22 protein-coding genes are annotated in these 22496 nt (G+C 60.8%); 6 read left to right on the top strand and 16 right to left on the bottom strand.

What is annotated here, in order from left to right; genetic code table 11:
* Positions 1–6 precede the first annotated feature (6 nt).
* From coaD to ATK06_RS09550, 6 genes are read right to left on the bottom strand one after another with little or no spacing between them, the layout of a single operon-like run.
* Positions 7–486: a pantetheine-phosphate adenylyltransferase gene (gene coaD, locus ATK06_RS09525; RefSeq protein ID WP_048379113.1), complete on the bottom strand. Its 480-nt coding sequence runs from the start codon at positions 484–486 to the stop codon at positions 7–9.
* Between the two features lie 2 nt (positions 487–488).
* Positions 489–1058 carry a 16S rRNA (guanine(966)-N(2))-methyltransferase RsmD gene (rsmD, locus tag ATK06_RS09530; RefSeq protein ID WP_048379111.1) on the bottom strand — a complete coding sequence of 190 codons (570 nt, stop codon included), beginning with the start codon at positions 1056–1058 and terminating at the stop codon, positions 489–491.
* Between the two features lie 14 nt (positions 1059–1072).
* On the bottom strand, positions 1073–3157 hold the full coding sequence (locus ATK06_RS09535) for an ATP-dependent DNA helicase RecG (RefSeq protein ID WP_098389247.1): 2085 nt from the start codon (positions 3155–3157) through the stop codon (positions 1073–1075).
* Between the two features lie 4 nt (positions 3158–3161).
* Positions 3162–4706 (bottom strand): DAK2 domain-containing protein, encoded by a 1545-nt coding sequence (locus ATK06_RS09540; protein WP_098389248.1) that lies wholly within the window; start codon positions 4704–4706, stop codon positions 3162–3164.
* An 11-nt stretch (positions 4707–4717) separates the two neighbouring features.
* Positions 4718–5389 carry a uracil-DNA glycosylase gene (locus ATK06_RS09545; RefSeq protein ID WP_408608286.1) on the bottom strand — a complete coding sequence of 224 codons (672 nt, stop codon included), beginning with the start codon at positions 5387–5389 and terminating at the stop codon, positions 4718–4720.
* Complete coding sequence (locus ATK06_RS09550) at positions 5389–6324, bottom strand: thiamine-phosphate kinase (RefSeq protein WP_098389249.1); 936 nt, start codon at positions 6322–6324, stop codon at positions 5389–5391. The genes ATK06_RS09545 and ATK06_RS09550 overlap by 1 nt, the downstream gene beginning before the upstream one ends.
* A 32-nt stretch (positions 6325–6356) precedes the next feature.
* On the opposite strand from ATK06_RS09550, the gene ATK06_RS09555 reads away from it, so the two are divergent.
* Positions 6357–7223 (top strand): DUF3515 family protein, encoded by an 867-nt coding sequence (locus ATK06_RS09555; protein WP_048379108.1) that lies wholly within the window; start codon positions 6357–6359, stop codon positions 7221–7223.
* Here the strand turns inward: ATK06_RS09555 and ATK06_RS11325 are convergent.
* Together ATK06_RS11325 and ATK06_RS11330 are read right to left on the bottom strand one after the other, a co-directional pair.
* Complete coding sequence (locus ATK06_RS11325) at positions 7183–8256, bottom strand: D-alanine--D-alanine ligase family protein (RefSeq protein ID WP_098389250.1); 1074 nt, start codon at positions 8254–8256, stop codon at positions 7183–7185. The genes ATK06_RS09555 and ATK06_RS11325 overlap by 41 nt on opposite strands.
* Positions 8257–9255 (bottom strand): NAD(P)H-dependent glycerol-3-phosphate dehydrogenase, encoded by a 999-nt coding sequence (locus tag ATK06_RS11330; RefSeq protein ID WP_048379104.1) that lies wholly within the window; start codon positions 9253–9255, stop codon positions 8257–8259.
* A gap of 150 nt (positions 9256–9405) precedes the next feature.
* Between ATK06_RS11330 and ATK06_RS09570 the strand changes: the two genes are divergently transcribed.
* Positions 9406–10389 (top strand): NUDIX hydrolase, encoded by a 984-nt coding sequence (locus ATK06_RS09570; RefSeq protein WP_231913500.1) that lies wholly within the window; start codon positions 9406–9408, stop codon positions 10387–10389.
* A 78-nt stretch (positions 10390–10467) separates the two neighbouring features.
* Here ATK06_RS09570 and leuD read toward each other — a convergent pair whose 3' ends face one another.
* Entirely contained in the window at positions 10468–11055 is a 588-nt protein-coding gene (gene leuD, locus ATK06_RS09575; protein ID WP_098389251.1) for a 3-isopropylmalate dehydratase small subunit, read from the bottom strand.
* 37 nt (positions 11056–11092) lie between these two features.
* The gene (gene leuC, locus ATK06_RS09580) at positions 11093–12511 is read right to left on the bottom strand and encodes a 3-isopropylmalate dehydratase large subunit (RefSeq protein ID WP_098389252.1); all 1419 of its coding nucleotides are present in this window, start codon (positions 12509–12511) and stop codon (positions 11093–11095) included.
* 74 nt (positions 12512–12585) lie between these two features.
* Here leuC and ATK06_RS09585 point away from each other — a divergent pair, with 74 nt between their 5' ends.
* The 4 genes from ATK06_RS09585 to ATK06_RS09600 all read left to right on the top strand — a co-directional run bounded on the left by ATK06_RS09585 (position 12586) and on the right by ATK06_RS09600 (position 16066).
* Complete coding sequence (locus tag ATK06_RS09585) at positions 12586–13269, top strand: IclR family transcriptional regulator (RefSeq protein WP_098389253.1); 684 nt, start codon at positions 12586–12588, stop codon at positions 13267–13269.
* Positions 13270–13354: 85 nt separating this feature from the next.
* Positions 13355–14518: an amidase family protein gene (locus ATK06_RS09590; RefSeq protein WP_098389254.1), complete on the top strand. Its 1164-nt coding sequence runs from the start codon at positions 13355–13357 to the stop codon at positions 14516–14518.
* Between the two features lie 151 nt (positions 14519–14669).
* Positions 14670–14888: a helix-turn-helix domain-containing protein gene (locus ATK06_RS09595; RefSeq protein ID WP_048379608.1), complete on the top strand. Its 219-nt coding sequence runs from the start codon at positions 14670–14672 to the stop codon at positions 14886–14888.
* A gap of 2 nt (positions 14889–14890) precedes the next feature.
* Positions 14891–16066, top strand: coding sequence for a type II toxin-antitoxin system HipA family toxin (locus ATK06_RS09600; protein ID WP_048379099.1), 1176 nt, complete (start codon positions 14891–14893; stop codon positions 16064–16066).
* A 22-nt stretch (positions 16067–16088) separates the two neighbouring features.
* Here ATK06_RS09600 and ATK06_RS09605 read toward each other — a convergent pair whose 3' ends face one another.
* From ATK06_RS09605 to ATK06_RS09630, 6 genes are all read right to left on the bottom strand, one after another.
* Positions 16089–16907, bottom strand: coding sequence for a carbonic anhydrase (locus ATK06_RS09605; RefSeq protein WP_048379097.1), 819 nt, complete (start codon positions 16905–16907; stop codon positions 16089–16091).
* Positions 16908–16979: 72 nt separating this feature from the next.
* Positions 16980–18134, bottom strand: a complete 1155-nt coding sequence (locus tag ATK06_RS09610) for a cysteine desulfurase family protein (RefSeq protein ID WP_048379095.1) — start codon at positions 18132–18134, stop codon at positions 16980–16982.
* The gene (gene nadC / locus ATK06_RS09615; protein WP_098389255.1) at positions 18131–18976 is read right to left on the bottom strand and encodes a carboxylating nicotinate-nucleotide diphosphorylase; all 846 of its coding nucleotides are present in this window, start codon (positions 18974–18976) and stop codon (positions 18131–18133) included. Before nadC ends, ATK06_RS09610 begins: the two co-directional genes overlap by 4 nt.
* The gene (locus tag ATK06_RS09620; RefSeq protein ID WP_098389256.1) at positions 18966–20462 is read right to left on the bottom strand and encodes an L-aspartate oxidase; all 1497 of its coding nucleotides are present in this window, start codon (positions 20460–20462) and stop codon (positions 18966–18968) included. The genes nadC and ATK06_RS09620 overlap by 11 nt, the downstream gene beginning before the upstream one ends.
* Complete coding sequence (gene nadA / locus ATK06_RS09625) at positions 20459–21724, bottom strand: quinolinate synthase NadA (RefSeq protein WP_098389257.1); 1266 nt, start codon at positions 21722–21724, stop codon at positions 20459–20461. Before nadA ends, ATK06_RS09620 begins: the two co-directional genes overlap by 4 nt.
* The gene (locus ATK06_RS09630; protein ID WP_231913499.1) at positions 21721–22431 is read right to left on the bottom strand and encodes an NUDIX hydrolase; all 711 of its coding nucleotides are present in this window, start codon (positions 22429–22431) and stop codon (positions 21721–21723) included. Before ATK06_RS09630 ends, nadA begins: the two co-directional genes overlap by 4 nt.
* Positions 22432–22496 lie beyond the last annotated feature (65 nt).

Genomic DNA, 22496 nt, shown 5'->3' on the forward strand with positions numbered 1-22496 from the left:
GGCGGGTTACTCGTGGTATTTCGAATTCACGGCAGCGACTACGTTATCGGGAACCAGGCCTTCGATACTTCCGCCATACTTGGCTACCTCTTTGCACAGCGAGGAGGACACGTACCCGTACTTTTCGTCAGTCATCAGGAAGAAGGTGTCTACCCCGGATAGGCGACGGTTCATCTGCGCCATGGGGACTTCGTAGTCGTAGTCCAAGGAGGATCGCAATCCCTTGACTAGTGCTCCGACTCCGTGCTCCGTGGTGTAATCAACGAGAAGGCCTCCCCAGGTGTCCACCGTCACATTCGGGATATGGCGCGTGGCCTCGCGGATTAGGCCCATTCGTTCTTCCACTGTAAACAGACCGGAGGCTTTGTTGGGGTTTGCGGTCACGAGCACAATGAGTTCGTCGAACTGTCGGCTCGCGCGCTCCACGATGTCCAGGTGCCCGAACGTGATTGGGTCGAAGGACCCGGGGACTACGGCCTTACGCATAATTATTCGGCTTTCTCGTACACGGCCATGTCCATGCGGGCAATGCCGTAGGTGCGCTTCTTCAGCTTTTGGGTGGTTGGGTGGAAGTCGGCGGGCCAAGCGGTCTCGGGGGATTCGCGGTGGCGTTCGACGACGACCACGGCGCCGTCGATAAGCAATGGGCGCAGCGCGTTTACCATCTCAGTGACGTCCTCATCTGGGAGGTCATAGGGTGGGTCAGCGAGGATCATGTCGAAGTGCTCGCGGGGGGCGGATTTCACCCACGTGGAGACTTTCATCTCATCGACGCGGGCGCCGGGCATATTCACTTTGGCAATGTTGTGTTCGATAATTTTGACCGCTGGCTTGTGGTTTTCCACGAGCACCACCGAATCGGCGCCCCGGGACAGGGCTTCCAGCCCCAACGCCCCGGAACCGGCGAAGAGATCAGCGACGGTACGGCCATTGAAACCGAAGCGGACCTGCAGGGAGGAAAAGAGGCCTTCCTTAGCCCGGTCAGAGGTTGGCCGGGTCCCCTCCGGTGGCACTTTGAGGGTGCGTCCTCGGGCATTGCCGGACACGATGCGGGCCATAGTTTCCTCCAGTACTAGTTCTTTTCCAGGAAGTCTTGCGACTCTTCTTCTATATCAGATACCAGGGTGCGGGCTAAATCTGGGTGGCGGGCAACCAGGTCGGCGGCGTCGTCTTGGCCCATCGCAATAATATCTTGGTCCGCGAGCAGGTTTAGGATCTTCAGGCGCGACTTCCCGGACTGCGCAGCACCCAGAATGTCGCCTTCCTGTCGGTGCCGTAGGTCGATGTCCGCTAGGTCGAAGCCGCTGGTCGTCGCAGCCACTGCCTCGAGACGCTCCAACGCCGCTTGATCAGGAGTTGCCGTCATGAGGAAGCATATCGACGCGTGCCCGCCACGCCCGACGCGCCCGCGCAACTGATGCAACTGGGAAATGCCAAACCGTTCGGCCTGCGTAATGACCATGACGGTGGCATTGGCCACGTCCACGCCGACCTCGATAACCGTAGTAGCTACGAGGACATCGATGCGCCCGGCCGCGAATTCTGCCATCACGTAGTCTTTATCCTCCGGATGCAACTTGCCATGCAATTCCTCAATCCGGAGGTTCGGCCACCGTGCGCGCAGGACGTTCGCCAGTTCCAGGACGCCGCCTTCGCCTTCAATCGACGGGCACACCACGTAGCCTTGGTGCCCGTCTTCGACCTCTTCGTAGAGCCGGGACCAGGTACGTTCCCACCACGCGGGTCTACCCTTATGCACCACGAATGACTGGATCGGCTTACGCCCGCCCGGTAGTTCGCGGAGGCTGGAAATCGCGAGGTCACCGAAGACTGTCATGGCGATGGTGCGCGGAATCGGGGTCGCAGTCATCACCAGCAGATGCGGGTGTCCGCCCTTGGCACGCAGGTCGTCACGCTGTTCTACACCAAAGCGGTGCTGCTCGTCGACGACGACCAAGCCAAGGTCGAAGAAATCTACGCTATCTTGGAAGAGCGCGTGCGTACCGACCACGATGTCAGCCTGCCCGCTGACAATCTTCAGCAGTGCGTCCTGACGGTCCTGAGTGCTCAAAGAGCCCGTGAGCAATACGACAGTAAGTGGCAAGTCCATGCACAGGGACTGCAGGCTCGCCCAATGTTGAGTGGCAAGGACTTCGGTCGGTGCCATAAATGCGCACTGGCGCCCATTATCAATGACTTGGAGCATGGACAGCAGCGCCACGACCGTCTTACCCGAACCGACTTCCCCCTGCAAGAGACGAGACATCGGGTGCTCTTGGGACAGGTCGTGCGAGATAGTTTCCACGACTTCCTGCTGCCCCGCCGTGAGTTCATACGGCAGGCTGCCCAGCAGGCCCTCGCGCATTCCACCGTGTCGCGGTGGATTCGCGGCTGCGACGCGGTCGTGGTTGTCGGCACGTCGCAAAGCCATGACAGTTGCTAGTTCAAGGGCCTCGTTGTACTTGAGACGCTCGATGTGCGGCTCCGGGCCTTCAGGTCCTGGGACGTGCACGCCCCGAATCGCCTGGTCGAAGCTCGGCAAGAATGCGGGTGGCTCATCCAACGGTTCGGGGATGGGCGGAACGTTGGCCAGTACGTGATCAACCCAGTCCATAATCTTCCAGGAGGTGGCTTTTTTGGTAGCCGGGTAGATAGGCACGTAATCGCGCTTGGCTAGGCGCAGTTCCAGTTCGGTAGGTTGCTCGTCGGTTTCCTCCCCGAAGCTGGCCAACGTTTCTTTGGAAGCACGCCGCAAGATGACGTATTGGGGGTGTTGCAGTTGCGGTTGTCCCCGGTAGTAGCGGACTTTGCCGGTAAACATTGCTTTGGTCCCCGGTAACAGGACTTTGGCGATGAACGTGACGCGGAAGAAACTTGCAGTCAGGTTGACGGTGCCATCGAAGATCGTCACCGTGGTGATCCGCATGCCGTTGCGAGTCGTGGACTGGCGAACGTCCAAGACTTCCCCGACGATGGTGACTTGCTCCCCTTCTTCCGCGTTGCCAACGCCTACGTGCGCACCGTTGCGGGAATAGGTTCGTGGCCGGTACGCCAGCAGCTCATCGACAGTACTAAGCCCCAGCTCTTTGCGGATTTCGGTGGCAGTTTTCTTTTCAAAAAGTGTGTCTAACGTTCGCCGATCGTGCCACCCCAGCATATTTTTATTCCACCCCTACTTGAACGAGCCCTTCTACGTTGTCTGCAACGTACGACATGATGTCGACATTACCGCGAAAACGCGCGGCGAGGTTGTCGGTGCTGATATCCACCCCGGTTCGGGCAAGTAGTGTGACCTGTTCCCCGCCTTCGGCAAGCAGGTCGCGGATGGTATTTTCGATGGCTTCATCGAGGGTATCCGAGACGCGAATGACGTTGCCCGGAGTCGTTTCCGTGAGGTAGTCCCCTTTACCGCATGCGCCTGCCGGGGTGAGGAAGGCATGCGCGGTCTGATCGATGACGGCGCTGCGCATTTCTGACGCCGCTTCCTCCATGGACTCTACCGCCTTATCTAGCGGGGCGTTATCCTCGTAGACTGCGATCGCAGCGAAACCGGCAACTGTGCGCGGCACGTCGAGGACTACGTGATGAGTGGTGCGCAGGGGTGGCACGTACCCATTGGCAATGACAATCGTTTCTGGGAACGCGTCGCGGGCGGCTGCAAGGCGCGCTTCCATCTGATCATCAGGAGCAATGACGGTGGCGCCCGCCGCGGTGAAGAGGTCGGCGACTTGCCCAGGGCCGGCGATGGCAATCACTTGACGACGCGTCGGGGCCTCCGTGTTCACGTACGCCGTCGGAGCAGGACCGGGAAGTACTTCGAAGCGAAGTTCGCTCACCTGACCGAGGGAGAAAGCTTTTTCCACGACCCGTCCAGCGTCATGGGAGTGAATGTGGACCTTGGCAGTGGCGTCATCCAGTGGCGCGGCGAAGAGGCTATCGCCTAAATCTTTCAGCGCATCGGTCAGCTGGGCGGCGTCGCCGACGAAGGTGAACATGACCTCGAGGTGAGCATCTGAACCAGCAGGTGTCCCGTGATCACACGTTGGGGTGCCAATAGTGCGGGGAACAGACTGAAGTGGGGCCACAGGCGGGGTGCTTGCTTCCCGGCCCAGTATTTCGGATTCGAGGGCGTCGAGAAGCACTACTAAGCCCTGGCCACCTGCATCAACGACGCCAGCTTCGCGCAGCACCGGGAGCTGGGACGGAGTGTTTGCAAGCGCCTTGCGCGCGGCCGCTGCCGCGTTGGAGACCACGTCTTCGATGGTCTCTCCCTGGGCGGCGTCGTGGGCTGCCCGCAGCACCGAAATGACGGTTCCCTCGACGGGATCTGCAATCGCTGATTCGACGAATACGGTTGCCTTCGCCAGCGCTTGGCGGATAGCCTCGCCGTCGATGCCATCGCCTGAGGCTTCTGCGACGCCACGCAACACCTGGGAAAGCGCCAGGCCGGAATTGCCCCGAGCTCCGCGTACAGCCCCGCGGGCTAGGGCCGTTGCTACCTCGACGGTGGAGGCGTCTTCATCTAGTTCCTCAGCTGCTGCCAGGGCCGAATTCATGGTGAAAGCCATGTTTGAACCCGTATCCGCATCAGGGACTGGGAACACGTTGATGTGGTTTATTTCCGCGCGCCGAGCAGACAACTCCGCCACAGCTCGACGCGCCCACGAGTGCAGGCGCGGGCCGTCAAGGACTGTGGTTTTGGACATAAAGCCTTATTCTACAGTTCCCAGTTGACTGGTGTCGCCCCGACGTCGTTCAAGATCTGGTTGGCTCGGGAAAATGGGCGGGAGCCGAAGAACCCGCGGCGGGCCGACAGCGGGGAAGGGTGCACGCTTTCGATAGTGGGAACTCCGGGCATAAACCGCGCGCAAGACCGGGCATCGTTGCCCCACAAGATGGCGACCAAGGGCGTGTCCCTGGCGGCAAGTGCCCGGATAGCATGCTCGGTGATTGCTTCCCACCCTTTGCCCCGGTGGGAGCCCGCTTTGCCGGGTTGCACGGTGAGGACTCTGTTGAGCATGATCACGCCCTGCTCGGCCCAAGGGGTGAGGTCGGCGTCAACAGCTGTGATGCCTAGGTCGTCGTGAAGTTCTTTAAAGATGTTGGCCACCGACCGTGGCAACGGCCGAACCCCTGGTTCCGTAGAAAACGAAAGCCCCATGGCGTGCCCTGGCGTGGGATACGGATCCTGGCCGATGATCAGCACTTTGGCGGTGTCGAAGGGATAGGTAAAGGCCCGCAACACGTTTTCACCAGCGGGCAAGTATCCACGGCCGGCTGCGTTTTCTTGGCGGAGGAAGTCACCCATGGCATGAATCTGCGCCGCCACCTCGCTTAAAGGTTCTTGCCACGTCGGGTGTACGGGAAGTGGGCTGTTCATAGTCGGCATTAGAAGCTCACCCACCCGGTGTGCGCGGGGGTCTTGCCTCCGACAGTCACTGTGTTACCGCGACCAACGTCGCCGATGTGGCGGAACCCGGAGGGGACGTCATGGTGCGTGGTGGCCATGAGGGTGTGGTCTTCTCCCCCGCTGTACACCCACTGCCAGGGGTCGATGCCGGTGGCTTCACCAGCGGCATGCATGAGGTCGGTGGGTGCGATTGCATCGGCGTTGAGGTTGATGGAGACGCCACTGCGCGTGGCAATCGTTTCGAGGTCCACGAGGAGGCCGTCGGAATTATCCGTGGCGCAGGTAGCTCCAGTGGCACGCGCGATCATGCCGCGTGAGGGTTGCAGACGCGGACGCAAGTGCGCGTGCACAAGAGGTGCGAATTCTTCTGGGACGTTTCCTTCGAAGTGTTGGAGAAGGGCGAGTCCCGCAGCCGAGTGCCCAATCACCCCGCTGGCAACGAGTTTTTGGCCCGGTTTCGCCGCGTTTAAGTTCAGTGGTGCTGCGCTTCCGCCGAGGGATCCGATGGCGGTGATGGTCACGATGATTTCATCACTTGCTGTGATATCTCCACCGACTAGTTCCGCTGCAAACTCTTTGATTTCATCGTGGATGCCGCGGGCTAGCCCTTCAATAAAACTGACGGGGGTGGATGGCGGTGCGTTGAGCGCCATGACGGCTGCCACCGGCCGGGCTCCCATCGCTTCAATATCAGCGAAGTTCTGCACAATCGCTTTATGCCCAATATCCTCCGGTGAGGACCAGTCGAGGCGAAAGTGCCTACCGAGAACTAAGGAATCCGTAGTCACCACGGTGCGCGAATTTGGCGGAGAATTGTAGAGCACTGCGGCGTCGTCGCCGTTGAGTGCTGAGGGCGCAAGCCTAGTGATGATATCTATGGCCCCGTGTTCGCCAATATCGCCGAGTGTCTTCACCGGTGGTTTTCCTTTCTGGCATGATTTAGTGCATGCGTGAGAATCAATTTAACCGTACCCCGGTCTACATTGCGCTTGGCCTTGCCATCGTGTTGGTTGTGGGTGTGCTGGTCGGTGCACGTCTCGTGTCTGACCGGTCCAGGCAGGTGCAGCTTTCTGCAGTGCCGGCACCACAGGCTGAGTCGCAGGAATGTAGTGCGCTTCTCGACGACCTCCCCACCACCGTCGCAGGCCTGCGGAGAGCAACGCTGGTAGACCCCGTCCCGCCGGGAGCAGCGGCGTGGTCACTGGGTGATAATCGGGTCACACTGCGCTGCGGGGTGTCCCTTCCAGAGCAATACACGGAACTTTCGCGCACGGCAGATGTAGCGGGCGTGGAATGGGTGAAGGTGGCCGACCCCGGCACGGACCTGGCCACCTGGTACACGGTAGACCGGGAGCCGGTCGTCGCTGTTACAGCAGAAGGCCAGGATCCTACCGGTGATGTGTCTCCGGCGATTGCGCAGCTTCCAGAAAAGCAGTGGAAACCCTTCGCGCTCCCCCTCTCTGACCTTGCCACTCCTGAAGCTCAGCGCTGTACTGGTTTTATGGGTGCGCTCCCCAAGAATTTGGGGGACAACCCGTTGGTGAGGTCTGAAGGCACGCGCGCTGTGTGGGCAGCCGAAGACCACGCGCCGATTGTTGTGGCTTGTGGTGTGGAACAACCGGCAGATTATGCGGCCGGAGCCCGCCTGACCCAGGTCAACAATGTCCCGTGGTTCGTGGGCCAAGACGGGTACTTTGCACTGGGCCGCCAGGCTCTGGTCGCAGTCTCCATGCCACCGGAAGCAACCGACGAACTCCTGGAGATCACGAACCTTATTGAGAAGACGATTCCGCCAGTGCAGTCTGCACCATAGTGGAAACCAGCGTGGGGTAATCCACCCCACTAGCTGCAAACATCTGGGGGTACATAGAAATACGCGTAAAGCCGGGCATGGTGTTAATTTCGTTGAACACCGGCCCGGTTTCCGTTACGAAGAAGTCCACTCGTGATAGCCCTTCGCATCCGAGGGCATGGAACGTTGTGATGGCCAGCTCCTGAAGTTGCTGGGTCATCTCCTCTCCCACTGGTGCGGGTATCGCCGCGGTGACAACGTTATCCACGTACTTGGTATCAAAATCGTAGAAGCCGCCTTCAGAATCCCCCGTGCCATCCAACTGCGCTGGTACGGAAGCCACCACGGAGCCATCCGGGTACTGCAGGACGCCGACCTCGACCTCGTGGCCAACGATCTCGGCTTCGACGACGACCTTCGGGTCATGTTCGCGCGCCAATTCAAGCGCGGCCGGGAATTCTTCCCAGGACGTCACGCGCGAAATACCGATAGAGGAACCTCCGCGGGCCGGTTTCACAAAAACCGGCAGGCCCAGGTAGTCCTGCGCTTCGGCGTCGAGAAGCATGCCGGGCTCAAGGACTACCTCGCGGGTAATCGGAATACCTGCAGCAGCGGCCAACTTTTTAGTGAACTGCTTATCCATCCCGCATGCAGAAGCCAGGACGCCGGGGCCCACGTACGGGACACCAGAAAGCTCGCACAGGCCCTGGATCGTACCGTCCTCGCCGAATGGGCCGTGGAGGACGGGGAAAATCACGTCCACTGTTGCGTAGAGGGAACCATCTTCGAATGTAATGTGTCCTGCCCGCTGAGGGTTGACGGATAGGGATACTTCGCGGGTTATGGGCACAGTTGGCAACTGCGCGTCGCCCTGTGGGTCAGCGGTGCCTTCTACCCATACGCCGTCTGGAGTAATGCCGATAGGGATGACCTGGTAATTGTGTTCAGGGTCTTCTTCCAGCGCTGCCATGATTGACGTCGCTGAGATGCATGAAATGGAATGTTCAGGGGAATGGCCTCCGTAGACCACACCCACCCGGATTGGTGCGTTCACTTACTCTGCTTTCTTTGATCGGCCCATGAGGGCAATGACCATGTCCTCGACGCTTAAACCCTTGTGGCACACTGCGTAGACGGCCTGGGTCAGTGGCATGTCTACCGAGTGTTTATCGGCAAGTTCAAAGATAGAGCGGGAGGAAATCACGCCTTCGGCGACTTGACCGTGGGTGGCTTTCTTCGCTTCATCTAGACCGGCGCCTTGGCCGAGGCGGTAGCCGAAACTGCGGTTACGCGAGAGCGGCGAAGAGCAGGTTGCTACCAAATCTCCTAGGCCTGCGAGGCCGCTGAAGGTACGCGCGTCGGCACCGAGGGCCACCCCGAGGCGGGAAATTTCTGCGAGACCGCGAGTGATCAGGGTAGCTAGAGTGTTTTCGCCGAGCCCGCGTCCGGACGCCATACCGCAAGCTAGCGCGATGACGTTTTTGCAGGCGCCGCCGACTTCGCAGCCGGTGACGTCGGTGTTGGTGTAAGGACGCAGGTAACTGGTGGATACCGCGGCTTGGACAAATTTCGCGCGGTTTTCGTCGACGCAGGCGATGACGGTTGCTGCGGGTTGTTCCTCAGCAATTTCGCGGGCCAGGTTGGGCCCGGAAAGCACGGCGATGCGCTCGCGCTCAATGGCGGTGGCGTCAGCAATGACCTGGCTCATAAGCATGTAGGTGCCTTGTTCCACGCCTTTAGAGATGGACACTACGGTGGCGTCAGCGGGGATGTGCTCCGCCCAGACTGCGAGATTTTCACGCAGACTCTGGGACGGTACAGCAAGGACGACAATGGCGGCGTCGTGCAGTACTGCAGCGGGGTCGGAGGCCGCGGAGATGGCGCCAGGCAAGGTGATGCCATCCAGGTAGTCGGGGTTGACGTGGTCTTCGTCGATGGTGCGCGCCAAGGATTCGCGCCGTGCCCACAACCGGACGGTGTTTCCGGCGTCGGCGAAGACTTTTGCCAAGGTAGTTCCCCAGGAGCCTGCTCCCATGACGGCAATGTTGACCACTGCACCATCTCCTCTACGTGATTTTTGCACATCGTCGCAGCTCATACCCCACGTCGGGGCAGCCACCTAAACCGAGGGCTTTTCCTATCGATACTAGGTTACAAGTACCCGATGTGGTGACGAAATCTTTTATCCGCAATGATAGAAGCCATGCAGATGCGAGAAACAACCAAGGATGCTGCAGCGTCCATCGTGATGACCGGCCGCTACCAAAAGGTGCCCCGCAATCCTGGCGCCGCGTACACGAGGCCGATTCTCGCAGCCGGTGCTGTCATGTGGCGCCATCACAATGGGCGCGCCGAGGTAGCGCTTATTCACCGGCCGCGCTACAACGACTGGTCTTTACCAAAGGGCAAGGTAGACAAGGGCGAAAACTTGCCGGCAACCGCAGTCCGCGAAATTTTGGAGGAAACCGGCTACCCGGTTCGCCTTGGTAAGCTGCTGGGCCACGTGACCTATCCGGTGAAGAACAACACCAAGGTGGTGTATTACTGGACAGCCAAAGTTACTGGCGAACAGGTAGCCACCGACGATGAAGCTGATGAACTGCGCTGGCTGCCTGTCGACGAAGCCCAGGAGCTGTTGTCTTACGAACTTGACCACATGATCCTGGCCCAAGCGCAGCGTCGCTTTGATAACCCGACCGATACTCGGATGATTCTGGTCCGCCACGGCCGCGCCGGCGAGCGTTCCGAATGGGAAGGCCCGGACGACGCACGCCCTCTCGATCCGAAGGGTCGCGATCAAGCCCAGGGTCTGGTTTCCGTGCTGGAGGCGTACCAGCCGACGGCGCTGTATACCGCGGCGCCGGACCGCTGTGTGCAGACGGTCTTGCCGGCTTCGAAAGCACTCGGCGTGCGTCTGACCATTGATCCTTTGCTTGGCGACGACGCCTTCGCCTCCTCGCCCGCGGCCACTGAAGAGCGCTACCGCCAACTCATCGCAGCCGGAGGCACTCCTGTCGTGTGCGCGCAGGGTGCGGTTATTCCCGGCATCCTTGAAGCTCTAGCTGCGGAGGCTGACTTCACGCTGCCGCACACTCATACGAAGAAGGGCGCAGCGTGGGTTTTGAGCTTCCGTGACGGCGTGCTTTCTGGCGCTGACTACTTGCGTTCGGCGTTACCGGTGAAGTAGCAGTTAATCCCCCTATACTCAGCCTACGGCTGGGGCACGCTTTCGCTCATTTTTCTGGCGAAGCGTGCCCTCGTGTGTTTAGAACACGTGTGGCTTGAATGCCGGGCGCTTGGACTCGTAATCTGCGATGGCATCTTCTTGGCGCAGGGTCAGTCCGATGTCGTCGAGGCCTTCGAGCAGGCGCCACTTGGTGTAGTCGTCGATGTCAAAGCTCACCACGGTGGATCCGGCGGTGATGGTTTGTGCTTCGAGGTCGACGGTCACGTCCATGCCTGGGTCCTGTTCGAGGACCTTCCACAGGAGTTCGATGTCATCTTGCGCAACGATGCCTGCAAGAAGACCTGCTTTTCCGGAGTTTCCCCGGAAAATGTCGGCGAACCGTGGGGAAAATACGGCGCGGAAGCCGTAGTCCATGAGTGCCCACACTGCGTGTTCACGGGAGGACCCGGTGCCGAAGTCTGGTCCGGTAATCAGGACGGAACCGTTCTTGTACGGCTCCTGGTTGAGGATGAAGCTGTCATCCTTGCGCCAGTTGGCAAACAGGCCGTCTTCGAAGCCGGTGCGGGTCACGCGCTTGAGGTAGACCGCAGGGATGATCTGGTCGGTGTCTACGTTGGACGCCTTCAGGGGTACGCCGACACCAGTGTGGGTTGTGAACTTCTCCATCGTGAGTGCTCCTTTGAAGTCTTTGGTTACGTCGGTGTTAGAGGTCTGCTGGGCTGGCCAGGTGCCCCAGGAGTGCGGTGGCTGCGGCTACCGGTGGGGAGACCAGGTGGGTGCGGCCTCCTGGGCCTTGGCGGCCTTCGAAGTTACGGTTCGAGGTAGATGCGGAGCGCTCCCCTGGCTTGAGCTGGTCGGGGTTCATGCCCAGGCACATGGAGCAACCGGCGGTGCGCCAGTCCGCGCCGGCGTCGATAAAAATCTTGTCCAGGCCTTCTTCTTCCGCCTGCTGCTTCACCAGAGTCGAGGACGGAACGACCATCATACGGATGTCCTGGTGAATCTTATTGCCCTTGAGGATGTCGGCGGCGGCGCGCAGGTCCTCGATGCGGGCGTTGGTGCACGAGCCTAGGAAGACGGTGTCAATCTTGATGTCTTTGAGTGGGGTGCCAGGCTTTAAGTCCATGTATTCCAGCGCCTTTGTAGCGGCTGCCTTGTCGGTGTCGTTGGTGAAGTCCTCGGGATCGGGGACGTTCGCGGACAGTGGCAAGCCTTGGCCGGGGTTGGTTCCCCAGGTCACGAATGGGGTCAGCGCGGAACCATCAATATGGACGACGGTGTCAAAGGTTGCGCCTTCGTCGGTAGGCAAAGTCTTCCAGTATGCGACGGCGTCGTCCCAGTCCTGGCCCTTCGGCGCGAGTTCGCGGCCCTTGAGGTATTCGAAGGTGGTCTCATCGGGGGCGATCATGCCGGCGCGGGCACCTGCTTCGATGGACATGTTGCAGATGGTCATGCGGGCTTCCATCGAAAGCTTGCGGATGGCTTCGCCGCGGTATTCGATGATGTGGCCCTGGCCGCCACCGGTACCGATCTTCGCGATGATTGCCAGAATAAGGTCCTTTGCGGTCACCCCTGGCTGCAGTTCGCCGGAGACCTCGATAGCCATCGTCTTGAAGGGCTTGAGGCTCAGGGTCTGGGTTGCCATGACGTGCTCGACTTCGGAGGTGCCGATGCCCATGCCGATGGATCCGAATGCGCCGTGGGTGGAGGTATGCGAGTCCCCGCACACGATGGTCATGCCCGGCTGGGTGGCGCCGGTCTGCGGGCCGACTGTGTGGACGATGCCCTGCTGCACATCACCCATCGGGTGCAGACGGATGCCAAATTCTTCGCAGTTCTTGCGCAGGGTTGCCACCTGGGTACGCGAGGTCATGTCTGCGATGTCGAGCAGGTTACCGCCGATGACGCCTTCGGTGGGAACGTTGTGGTCCTCGGTGGCCAGGTGCAGGTCTGGGCGGCGGATTTTACGGCCGGACATGCGCATGCCGTCGAATGCCTGTGGTGAGGTAACCTCGTGGAGGAGCTGGAGGTCGATGTAAATCAGATCGGGCTCTTCGCCTTCTCCTTTGACAACGACGTGGTCGCGCCAGACTTTCTCGGCCAGAGTGAGCTTTTCAGCCATTCTTTGCTCCTAACAGGTTACTGAATAAGACAACGGGTCTTCCATCTCATATAATGGAATGTTAATATCAGGGTATGGAATATCATACAACATCTGGCATCAAAGTACTTGATCGGGCAGCCTCGATCTTGAACGCCGTGGCGCATACCCCACTGTCATTGGCGGACCTCAGCCAGACCACGGGCCTCCCCCGGGCGACGGCACACCGCATCGCTTCAGCTTTAGAAGTACACAAATTACTCTCCCGCGACGAGCACGGTCGTTGGGCACTAGGCAGGTGCCTGCACACTCCGTCTTCGCTTATCGACGCCGCCACCCCCATCCTCACCAGCCTTGTTCAAGAAACCGGCGAGTCTGCTCAGTTATATGAGATCTCCGGCAACTCCCGAGTCTGCCTCGCCTCCGAGGCGGCGGCTGCCGGTTTACAGAACATTGTGCCCACGGGGATGCACATGCCTTTAAACGCCGGGTCAGCAGCGCGCGCATTCGTCGCGTTTGCTCCCCTGCCCATCCCGCGGGATGCCGCGTTTAGCCAGGCGGATATTGACACCACCCGCAAGCAGGGGTGGGCGGAATCAATATCGGAACGCCAGGTAGGTTTGGCAAGTATTTCGGCGCCTATTTATTCTCCGGAGCAGGAATTGGTTGCGGTGCTTTCCATCAGCGGCTTGGCCGACCGTTTCACCCCCAGCCCTGGCGCCTTATGGGCCGACACTATTACTACGGCTGCAGCGAAACTGAGCTCGCGGCTGCATTAGCAGTTAACCCAGCGGCAGACCTCCGCGTAACTAGGAGAAACAACTTCCCATTCATCCCGGGGCCGAAAAGGGCTATGCTTCTTACATGCTCGAGCACCTCACCAGAGCGATCGCATCCCTGAGCCCTAGCGAACACGGCTTCGCCTACTACGACCCGACCGCCACCCCCTCGGGGCGAGGCCGGTTAAGCGGATGGATTATCCCTGCTAAAGATTTGGACCACGTGGCTGGCATGCCCACGACGTTTGGTGCCGCGCAACGCACCGTGATGGCAACGACTACCTCACGCTTTGTCCAACAGCTGCTTGATCAGGGTGCGCTAGTTCCAGGCAAATCAGCGGTCTCAGAACTGGGGATGTCCATCGACGCTGAACCGCGAGGTCTCCCGGCCGTCGATAATCCGCTCTACCCGGGGTGCACTCCCGGTGGCTCGTCGGGCGGCGCTGCAGTGATGGTCGCCCGGGGTTTGGTGCGCGCGGCGCACGCGTCGGATGCTGGTGGTTCGATCCGCGTACCTGCCGCTGCGACGGGCACCGTAGGTTTCAAGCCTTCTTCTCCTGAATTGGCAGCCCAGGGCTTCATCACGACGACCGTGTCCGACCAGGCTTTCTTGCACGAGATTCGCCCGCATCGTCGGCCCATGCGGATCGCGCTTCTTACCGACCCCCTCTTCGCTCCAAGTTCGGTGGACCCGCGGTGGGCGCGGGCAGCAACAGAGGCAGCTGCCACTTTGGCGCGATTGGGCCATACGGTTGAGCGAGTATGGCCCTACCCCGATGTCACCGACACCTTCATGCATTTTCGGCGTCTTATCTCCCAGAAGGTCGCGGGCCTGGACGAACATGAGGGGCTGGCCGGCTGGTTAAGCCAGCAGGGTCGGGCAGTGTCGCGGCGCCAACTCACGGCAGCGCAGCGGCATTCTTCTCAGTTGGCAGCACACGTGGCTGACCATTACCGCGCGGACATGCTGTTGACCCCCACCCTGGCGTATGACCCGCCAGCGACGGGGACGTTTAGCAGCCTGGAACCCGCGCAGAATTTCGACGCCCAGACTTTGTGGTCGCCGTGGTGCAGCCTTTTCAATCTGTCCGGTACGGCCGCTATTTCAGTCCCATGGGCACGGCCCGGCGCGCCTGGCTTGCCTCCGGTTGCGGTGCATTTGGGCGCTTTAGATGCTACGGATGCGGAGGTTATTGGTGTGGCGAAGGAGTTGGAGGCTCATAATGGGTTGGGGCACCGAAGGAGGTAATCCGAAGTATTCTGCGGTTTTCCGCCTTCGCTACTCAGCGTGAGCACTTTTCACCCTCTTTTCGGAAGTATGTTTCGGAATTAAGCGCTTTCGCGGTATACACTTGCAGATAATCACTAAATCCGAACTATCTTTCCGAAACAGGGTGGCAATGCTTAACCTCGAACCCGACCTGACGACCGCTGAAGAAATTGGTGCGCGTGTGCGTGCGACGCGGAAGCACTATCGGATTACGCAAGTGCAGCTCGCGGAACTTTCCGGGCTTTCAGATAAAACCGTGCGCGATATCGAACATGGGACCGGGACCGCAAGCTTGGCCGCAGTGATTGCAGTCTTGAATGTCGTTGGATTGCGCTTGGAGGTTTGCTAGCCATGGCCACCTTTCCGGGTGTAGAGCAACTCCGTTTTATCAACAAAGCAGACGTATATAAGGCAGGCGTCTTGGCAGGCCATATCTACCGTAATGATGTGGGCGCCACTACATTTTTTTACGCTGAAAGCTATTCGGGCCCTTCGATTGCCACAACCTTGCCGGTTTCAACTGAACCGCTTTCCACCATGAATGGCGCGCTTCCTCCTTTTTTCAGTGGCTTGCTCCCGGAAGGTCATCGGCTTTCGGTATTACGTCGCGCAGTGAAAACATCTTTCGACGATGAGCTTTCGCTCCTGCTTGCCGTGGGAAGGGATGTACCCGGTGACGTTCTGGTGGTGCCTGATGGCTATACGCCTCAGCCTGTCGAAGCAGCCATCGATATAGCGCAGACAGATGTTCGCTTTCAGGATGTTGTTGACCTTGCCGATGCAGTCGGGATTCCGGGAGTTCAAGCGAAAGCTTCTGCTTCCATGGCGAACCGTCCCGTCACCGCGCATGGCAGACACGCCATATTAAAAATTGATCCACCAGAGCACCCCTACTTGGTAGTCAACGAGGCGTTACATTTACGCCATGCCGCGGCTTTAAAGATGCCCGTCGCCGAGTTCGAGGTGGTGCACGATTCTGAAGGAACACCAGGGCTGCTGGTGAGCAGGTTTGATCGCACAGATGATGGTAAGGCTCGCGCCCTGGAGGATGGCGCCCAAGTCCTAGGTATCCCGCCTGCAAAGAAGTATTCCGTTGAAGCAACTGACGTGGTTCTTGCTTTGGCGGAACACACCGAGGCACCCATCATTGCCGCACGAAGCTTGTATGTGCAGTTCATGTTCGCGTGGTTAACGGGCAATGGTGACCTGCATGCGAAAAATATGTCAATTCTTCAGAATGAACGGGGCCGCTGGGAGATTTCGCCCATCTACGATATTCCGTGCACCGCCATGTATGGAGACATGACGATGGCTTTGCCGATTGCTGGTCGCACGAAAAAGATTCGGTTAAGGCACTGGGACGAATTCGCAGAGTCGATAGGACTGCCGGTTGTGGCCGCGCGCAGCGCTAATGCGCTGGCTCTCAAAGCTGCTCAAAGCATTAATATTGCGCAGCTGCCGTTCCACGGCTCGCCATTGTATGCCGCGGAACGAGAACTGCGTTTGCGCCGCTACGAGATTGCTTAACACATCCTCCCGGCACAGCGGGTTAGCTGGTGGCGTCGAGGGTGAGTTCGCGGTCGCCGTGTTCTTGGACCGGGCGTGCGTTGGCGCCGATGAGCTTTTCAAAGGCTGCTAGCTGCTCTGCGGAGGCTTCAACGGGCTGGGTCATGACGATCCAGCGCACGTTTTCCGTGCATGGCGGGGTGGTCAGCGATCCGGCGTAGGTGATATATTCCTGCTTAGCTGGCAGGAGCGCTGCGATGTCGAGTTCTTCCGTCACGTCAGTGGTGGCGTCTGCCTGCGCGGGGGCATTGTCGAGGAGGTACTGGACGAGGTCGTTGGCGGCGCCGTCGGCAAGCATGATGCCTAAGACGGTCAGATCACCGTCAGCGTTCTTGTGCACGAGGTGGATTTCGCCCGGTAGTTGCTTACCGTCGATGTGGTGCTCGGAGGGGGTGTGCATGTGCAGTTGCACGAGTTCGAGTTCTTCGCCAGCAAGCGTGACCTTTTGGGAAGTTGCCGGGGTGAACTGGAGGGTGTGCCCGTTGTTGAGCACTTCCCCGCCACTTGGTGTGTAGGCGAAGGTGAGGTCGTCCAAGTCTTCTGGCGTGGCGCCGGTCAGGTCGATGGGGCTTTGCTCTGTGCCGGTGCCACAGGTTGCGTATTCTTCGGAGAGTTCTCCCCAGTGCTCGGGGGCGCCTTCTGCGGTGTAGCCCCAGTGGACATCGGTGGCTTTGGCTACGGAGGTGGAGGTCTGCGTCGTGGTGGTCTCGGTTGCCGTGTCTTCGGCGGTGCAGCCTGCTAGGAGCAGGGCTGCTGCAACTGGCGCTGCGAAGAAAGCAGTGCGACGTTGGTTAAGCGACATGGGCAAAGTCCTTTCTTAGAAGAAATGGGTTCCCGCCACCTTACGTAGGTTCAGCTCAATTATCCAACTACCTTAACCCATTGATTGATTGTTGTTTTTATCCCATTGCGTCACTTCACCAGCAAGAACTCGTACTATCTGCGCAATCGTCGCATCGTCGAGGGGCTGTGCCAAAGAAAAACGCAGCGCCGAATGCGCCTCCTCTGGGCTGTACCCCAGTGCGATGAGCACCGGGGAAGGGTCCTGGGATCCTGCCCGACACGCTGAGCCCGAGCTGACCGCGTACCCTGCCGCATCTAAAGCCACGAGCAAAGACTCCCCACTCACCCCGGGAAACACGAAGGAGGCATGACCGGGTAGGCGCTCGGTGCGATGCCCGGTCAAGCGCGCTCCCGGAATATGCTTCTCGACGGCACGTATCAGCCGGTCACGCGAGTCCATCAGAGCCAGCGCCCGGGTGCCCACGGTGGCGGCGTGTTCACCTACGGCTGCAGCAAAACCGCAGATTCCGGCCACGTTGTGCGTCCCGGCGCGCCGGCCGTGTTCCTGGTTCCCGCCGTGGATGAGTGGTTCGAGGGGGATGTCCTGTGGGAGTACGAGCGCCCCGACGCCTTGGGGTCCGCCGAATTTGTGGGAGGCTACGGCCATGGTGGCTGCGTGTGGTCCGGGCCAGCCGTCTGGTGCAAGGCTGACGGGCAGGCTGGCGGCGGCCTGGACTGCGTCCAGGTGCAGTAGGTGCGCGGGTATGCCGTCAAGGTCGGTGACGGTACCTACTTCCCCATTGGCCAGGTCCAGGGCGATGAGTGTGGTGTCGGGGCGCAGGCGCTCGATGAGGTCGTCGCGTTGGACCTGCCCGTTGTTGTCTACGGGTACGTACTCAACGGTGAAGCCGTGGAGGCGGTGCAGGTAGTCGCAGCTGGCAAGCACGCTGGAGTGTTGGGTCCGGGTGGTCAGGATGTGCCGGCCGCGTGGGTCTGCGAGCGCACGCCCGATGATGCCTAGGTTGTTGGCTTCGGTTCCCCCGGAGGTAAAGATCACTCCGGTATCGGGAACCCCGAAAACTCTGGCAATGGTGGCGCGGGCGGCGGCTACTTCGCGGGCGGCCCACTGGCCGGGGCTGTGCACGCTCGAGGGGTTCGCGTTTCCTGCGTCAAGGATGCGCTCCATCGCGGCGCGGGCCTGCGGGAGGAGTGGCGCGGTAGCCGCTGCGTCGAGGTAGGTACTCATGGGGTGCAAGCGTCCAAGCCTAAGTCGAGGACTCTGGCGGAGTGGGTCAGTTTTCCTACCGAGATTACGTCCACCCCCGCTGCGGCGATGTCGCGCACGGTTTCCAGTGAGACGTTCCCAGAAGCTTCCGTCGTTAAGCGGCCATCAATGTAGGCCACTGCGTCCCGTAGTTCAGGCACCGTGAAGTTGTCCAGCATGATGCTGTCTACCCCGGCTGCGAGTACGGCGTCGATCTGGTCGAAACGATCGACCTCGACTTCAATGTGGGTTGTGTGCCCCACACGTGAACGCACCACAGCAAGCGCTTCGGTCAGGTCACTGGCCCCTAATGCTGCCAGGTGGTTGTCCTTGAGCATCACCGCATCCGAGAGGCTGAACCGGTGGTTGTGTCCCCCGCCGGCGCGGACGGCGTGCTTTTCGCAGGCGCGCAGGCCGGGAGTTGTTTTACGGGTGTCTACAATCCGCACGTCATAGCCGTCTACCGCCGCGACGTAGCGTGCGGTTAATGTGGCGATGCCGCACATGCGCTGGCAGAAGTTCAACGCCACGCGCTCGGCTGTGAGCACCGCGCGCGCCGGGCCCTCGACGGCGCCTAGCTGATCCCCAGCGGCGAAGCGGGTGCCTTCGGCGACGAGTCCGGTGACGGTCACCTCCGGGCTCGCTTGACGGAAGGCCTCGGCGAAGAGTGCCCCGCCGGCGAACACGCCGGGTTCGCGCGCTACGAGTGCGGCGCGCAACCGCGCGTCTTCAGGAATGGTGGCGTTGACGGTGACGTCGCCCCAGGGGGCGTCTTCAGCAAGTGCCCGGGCTACTAGTTCACGAACGTGTGCATCAGTAAGCATGGTGTCCTTTCACGGCAAGCCATATGGAGTGAGCTTGCGCGGGGTCCGTTGTGGGATAGTCGCGGCGCCGGTGCGCGCCACGAGATTCGGTACGCAGTGCTGCGGCCGTGGCGATAAGCAGGCCAGTGTTAGCGATGTCGCCGCCGCACTCAGACAGTTCGCTGCGTGCCTGCTCGATGCCGGCGCCGGTGCGCAGGAGTCCTAGGCCGGCGTCGATGGCCCGGCGCGCACGGTCTGTATCGCATGGCCCGTCAGGGAGGGTGACGTCGACGGTAGTGCTTCGCGACGACCACCCGCGGCCTTCCCACGCGGGCGCAGAGTCACCGCCAGTTGCTGCAGCCCGCCCCGCAGCCGCACCAAAGACAAGGCCCTCAAGCAAGGAGTTGGAGGCCAACCGGTTGGCCCCGTGCACGCCAGTGCGGGCGACCTCGCCTGCTGCGTAGAGGCCCGGAACGCTGGTGCGTCCCTTAACGTCGGTTGCGATTCCACCCATGCAGTAGTGGGTCGCGGGGGCGACGGGAATCAGGTCGGTGTGCCAATCAAAGCCCTCCGCGCGCAGGCAGGCGCTGATGCCTGGGAATTCTTCATCGAGGCCTTCCAGGTGGCGGGCGTCCAGCCACACGTTGTCAGCGCCGCGGTCGAGTACTCCCGCGATCCCGGCGGAGACAACGTCGCGGGGTGCAAGTTCCGCGCGCGGGTCGACCTCGCGCATGAAGCGGTGGCCGGCGTCGTCGAGAAGCACTGCACCTGCCCCGCGCACCGCCTCGGAGATGAGGTGCCGGGTGCCGGCGAGGACCGTGGGGTGGAATTGGACGAACTCGAGGTCCGCGAGCAGTGCCCCGGCGCGGGCTGCGGCAATGAGTCCGGTGCCGATGGCTTCGGGTGCGCCGGTGGCTCGCGAGTAAACCGAGCCGTATCCGCCGGTGGCCAGGACGGTGGCATCAGCGGTGAACTCTTGTCCGGCTGGTGTTCGGATACCGGTGGCATGGCCGTCGCGCACCATGATGGATTCCAGGTTGTGGCCGGCTTCGTGGTGGATGCGCGGCTCCGCCAGCACTGCAGCGGTGAGGAATTCGTGGAGCCGCAACCCCGAGCGGTCCCCGCCTGCGTGCAGGACGCGTGGTCTGCTGTGCGCGGCTTCGAGTGCATAATCGATGGTCCCGTCGGGGTGGCGGTCGACGGGAAAGCCCTGTTCAATGAGCGTCCGTACTGCACGCGCGCCGCCTGCAACCAACGCCTGCGCGGCACGCGGATCCACGATGCCCGCACCGGCGCTGAGGGTGTCGCGGACGTGGTCCTCGTTGGTGTCGCCGACGTCGATAGCCGCAGCTATCCCGCCTTGTGCCAATTGGGTAGAGCCGGGGCTATCTGCAATCGATGGCCCGGGATACAGCAAGGTGACCTGGGCCCCTTCCGCTGCCCCCGCAAGAGCAGCAGATAAGCCTGCAACGCCGCTTCCTACAACAAGAATGTGGTGCTTGTTCATAGGCGTGGTTTTGCTGCAAGCATGCGCTCGAGGGCAACACGGGCGTCGGCAGCAGTATTGTCGGGCACGGTGATCCGGTTAGGTGTGCGGCCTTCCACCAGGGCTTCCAGGGTCCAGGCCAGGTATGCCGGGTGGATGCGGTACATCGTCGAGCACGGGCACACCACAGGATCCAGACAGAAAATTACCCGGTCAGGGTACTGCTGGGCCAGGCGGTTGACCATGTTAATTTCGGTGCCGATGGCAATTACGTCACCGGGCTGGGATTCTTCCACGACGCGCCGGATGACTTCGGTGGAACCGGATTCGTCGGCAGCATCAACCACCGGCGCAGGGCATTCGGGGTGGACCACAACTTTCACGCCCGGAAATTCGGCGCGGGCCTGTTCGATCTGGGCCACAGTAAAACGCTTGTGCACGGAGCAGAACCCATTCCACAGGATCACCTTCGCCGCGCGGATTTCTTCCGGGGTGTTGCCGCCAAGCGGCTGGTTGGGGTGCCACATGATAATTTCTTCGTCCGCGATCCCCATGGCTCGCGCGGTGTTGCGGCCCAGATGCTGGTCCGGCAGGAAAACCACGCGCTCGCCGCGCTCAAATACCCACTCCAGGACGGTGCGCGCATTAGAAGAGGTGCACACGATCCCGCCGCTCCGCCCGCAGAATGCTTTGATGTCCGCAGAGGAGTTCATGTACGTCACCGGCACGATGGGTGCCTTCGCCCCGGCGCGCGCGTCTAAGGGCAACACTTCGGTGATCTGCTGCCAGCACGATTCCACCTGAGTAATCGTGGCCATGTCTGCCATCGAGCAGCCGGCGGCAAGATTCGGCAGGATGACGGCTTGGTTCTCCCCGGAGAGGATGTCTGCAGTTTCTGCCATGAAGTGCACGCCGCAGAAGACGAAGGCCTCGGCTTCCGGGTGGGCTTTGGCGGCTTGGGCCAGGTTGAAGGAATCCCCGATGAAGTCCGCGAATTGGACTATTTCATCGCGCTGGTAGAAGTGCCCCAGGATCTTTACCCGGTCGCCCAACGTGGCCTTCGCTTGGGTGATCATTGCTTCGAGTTCTTCTGTAGTGGCCTGCGTGTAGCGGTCCGGAAGTGGGCCTTGCGGGGCTGGTAGTGGGGCGAAAGTATCGCCGTGGGAGGCGCCGGGCCCGTAGGAGTTGTTCTGGTCTACTTCCCACGGCTCGGCAGGAAGGCCGGCGTCGCAGGTGCGTTCGCGTTGGGCGGCGCGCAGGATGAGGTTAGTTACGGAGCTCATGAGTGGTCTTTCTGGATAAAGCGGTAGTACTTGGCTGGGCGGTGCTTGGCTCCGGCTTGGGTGGTGCCGGTTTCTTCGATCTCTCCGCTGGCGAGGATCTGTCTGCGGAAGTTGGCGGGGTCAAGGTGCTTGCCGACGATCACTTCGTGGACTTCCCTCAGTTGTGCAAATGTGAAGGATTCGCCTAAGAATCGGTGCGCAACCAGGGTTTGTTCGGCGCGTTTTCTCAGCCGCTCGAGCCCTTTGTCGATGATGTCCGCATGGTCGAAGGCAAGTTCTGGCAGGTTCGTGGTGTTGAACCAGGCAAGGTTGGGATCATCGGGCGGGTGTGCGCCGCGGAAGTCGCGGTCGCGGAATTGGGCCCAGTATGCGATGGTGACGGTGCGTTCTGCTTCGGCGGAACGCTCAACGGAGCCGAAGGCGTAGAGCTGTTCCAGGTAGTTCGGTTCGGCTGCGGTTGCTGCGACTAAGTATTCATGCGCGGATTCGCCCAGGGTTTGATCCCATTGGGTGGGGCCGCCGGGAAGCGCCCACGCCCCTTTGAACGGTGGGCGGACGCGGCGGACCAGCGGTACCCACAGGCCACGGTCGGCGGGATCTATGGGGCTGCCTGCCGGGGACTCTGCGTGGCGGGCCCACGGTTGCGCTAGAGCAAAGCCCACCGTGGAGACCGCCACGGTGGGGCTAAGCTGCCGACGTTCACTCACGTTCAGACTGTGCCACCTGCGCATTGTTGCCACTTTCTTACTTATGGTCAGTTTGACTTTAAGTA

The organism is Corynebacterium renale, from assembly GCF_002563965.1.
Taxonomy (GTDB): domain Bacteria; phylum Actinomycetota; class Actinomycetes; order Mycobacteriales; family Mycobacteriaceae; genus Corynebacterium; species Corynebacterium renale.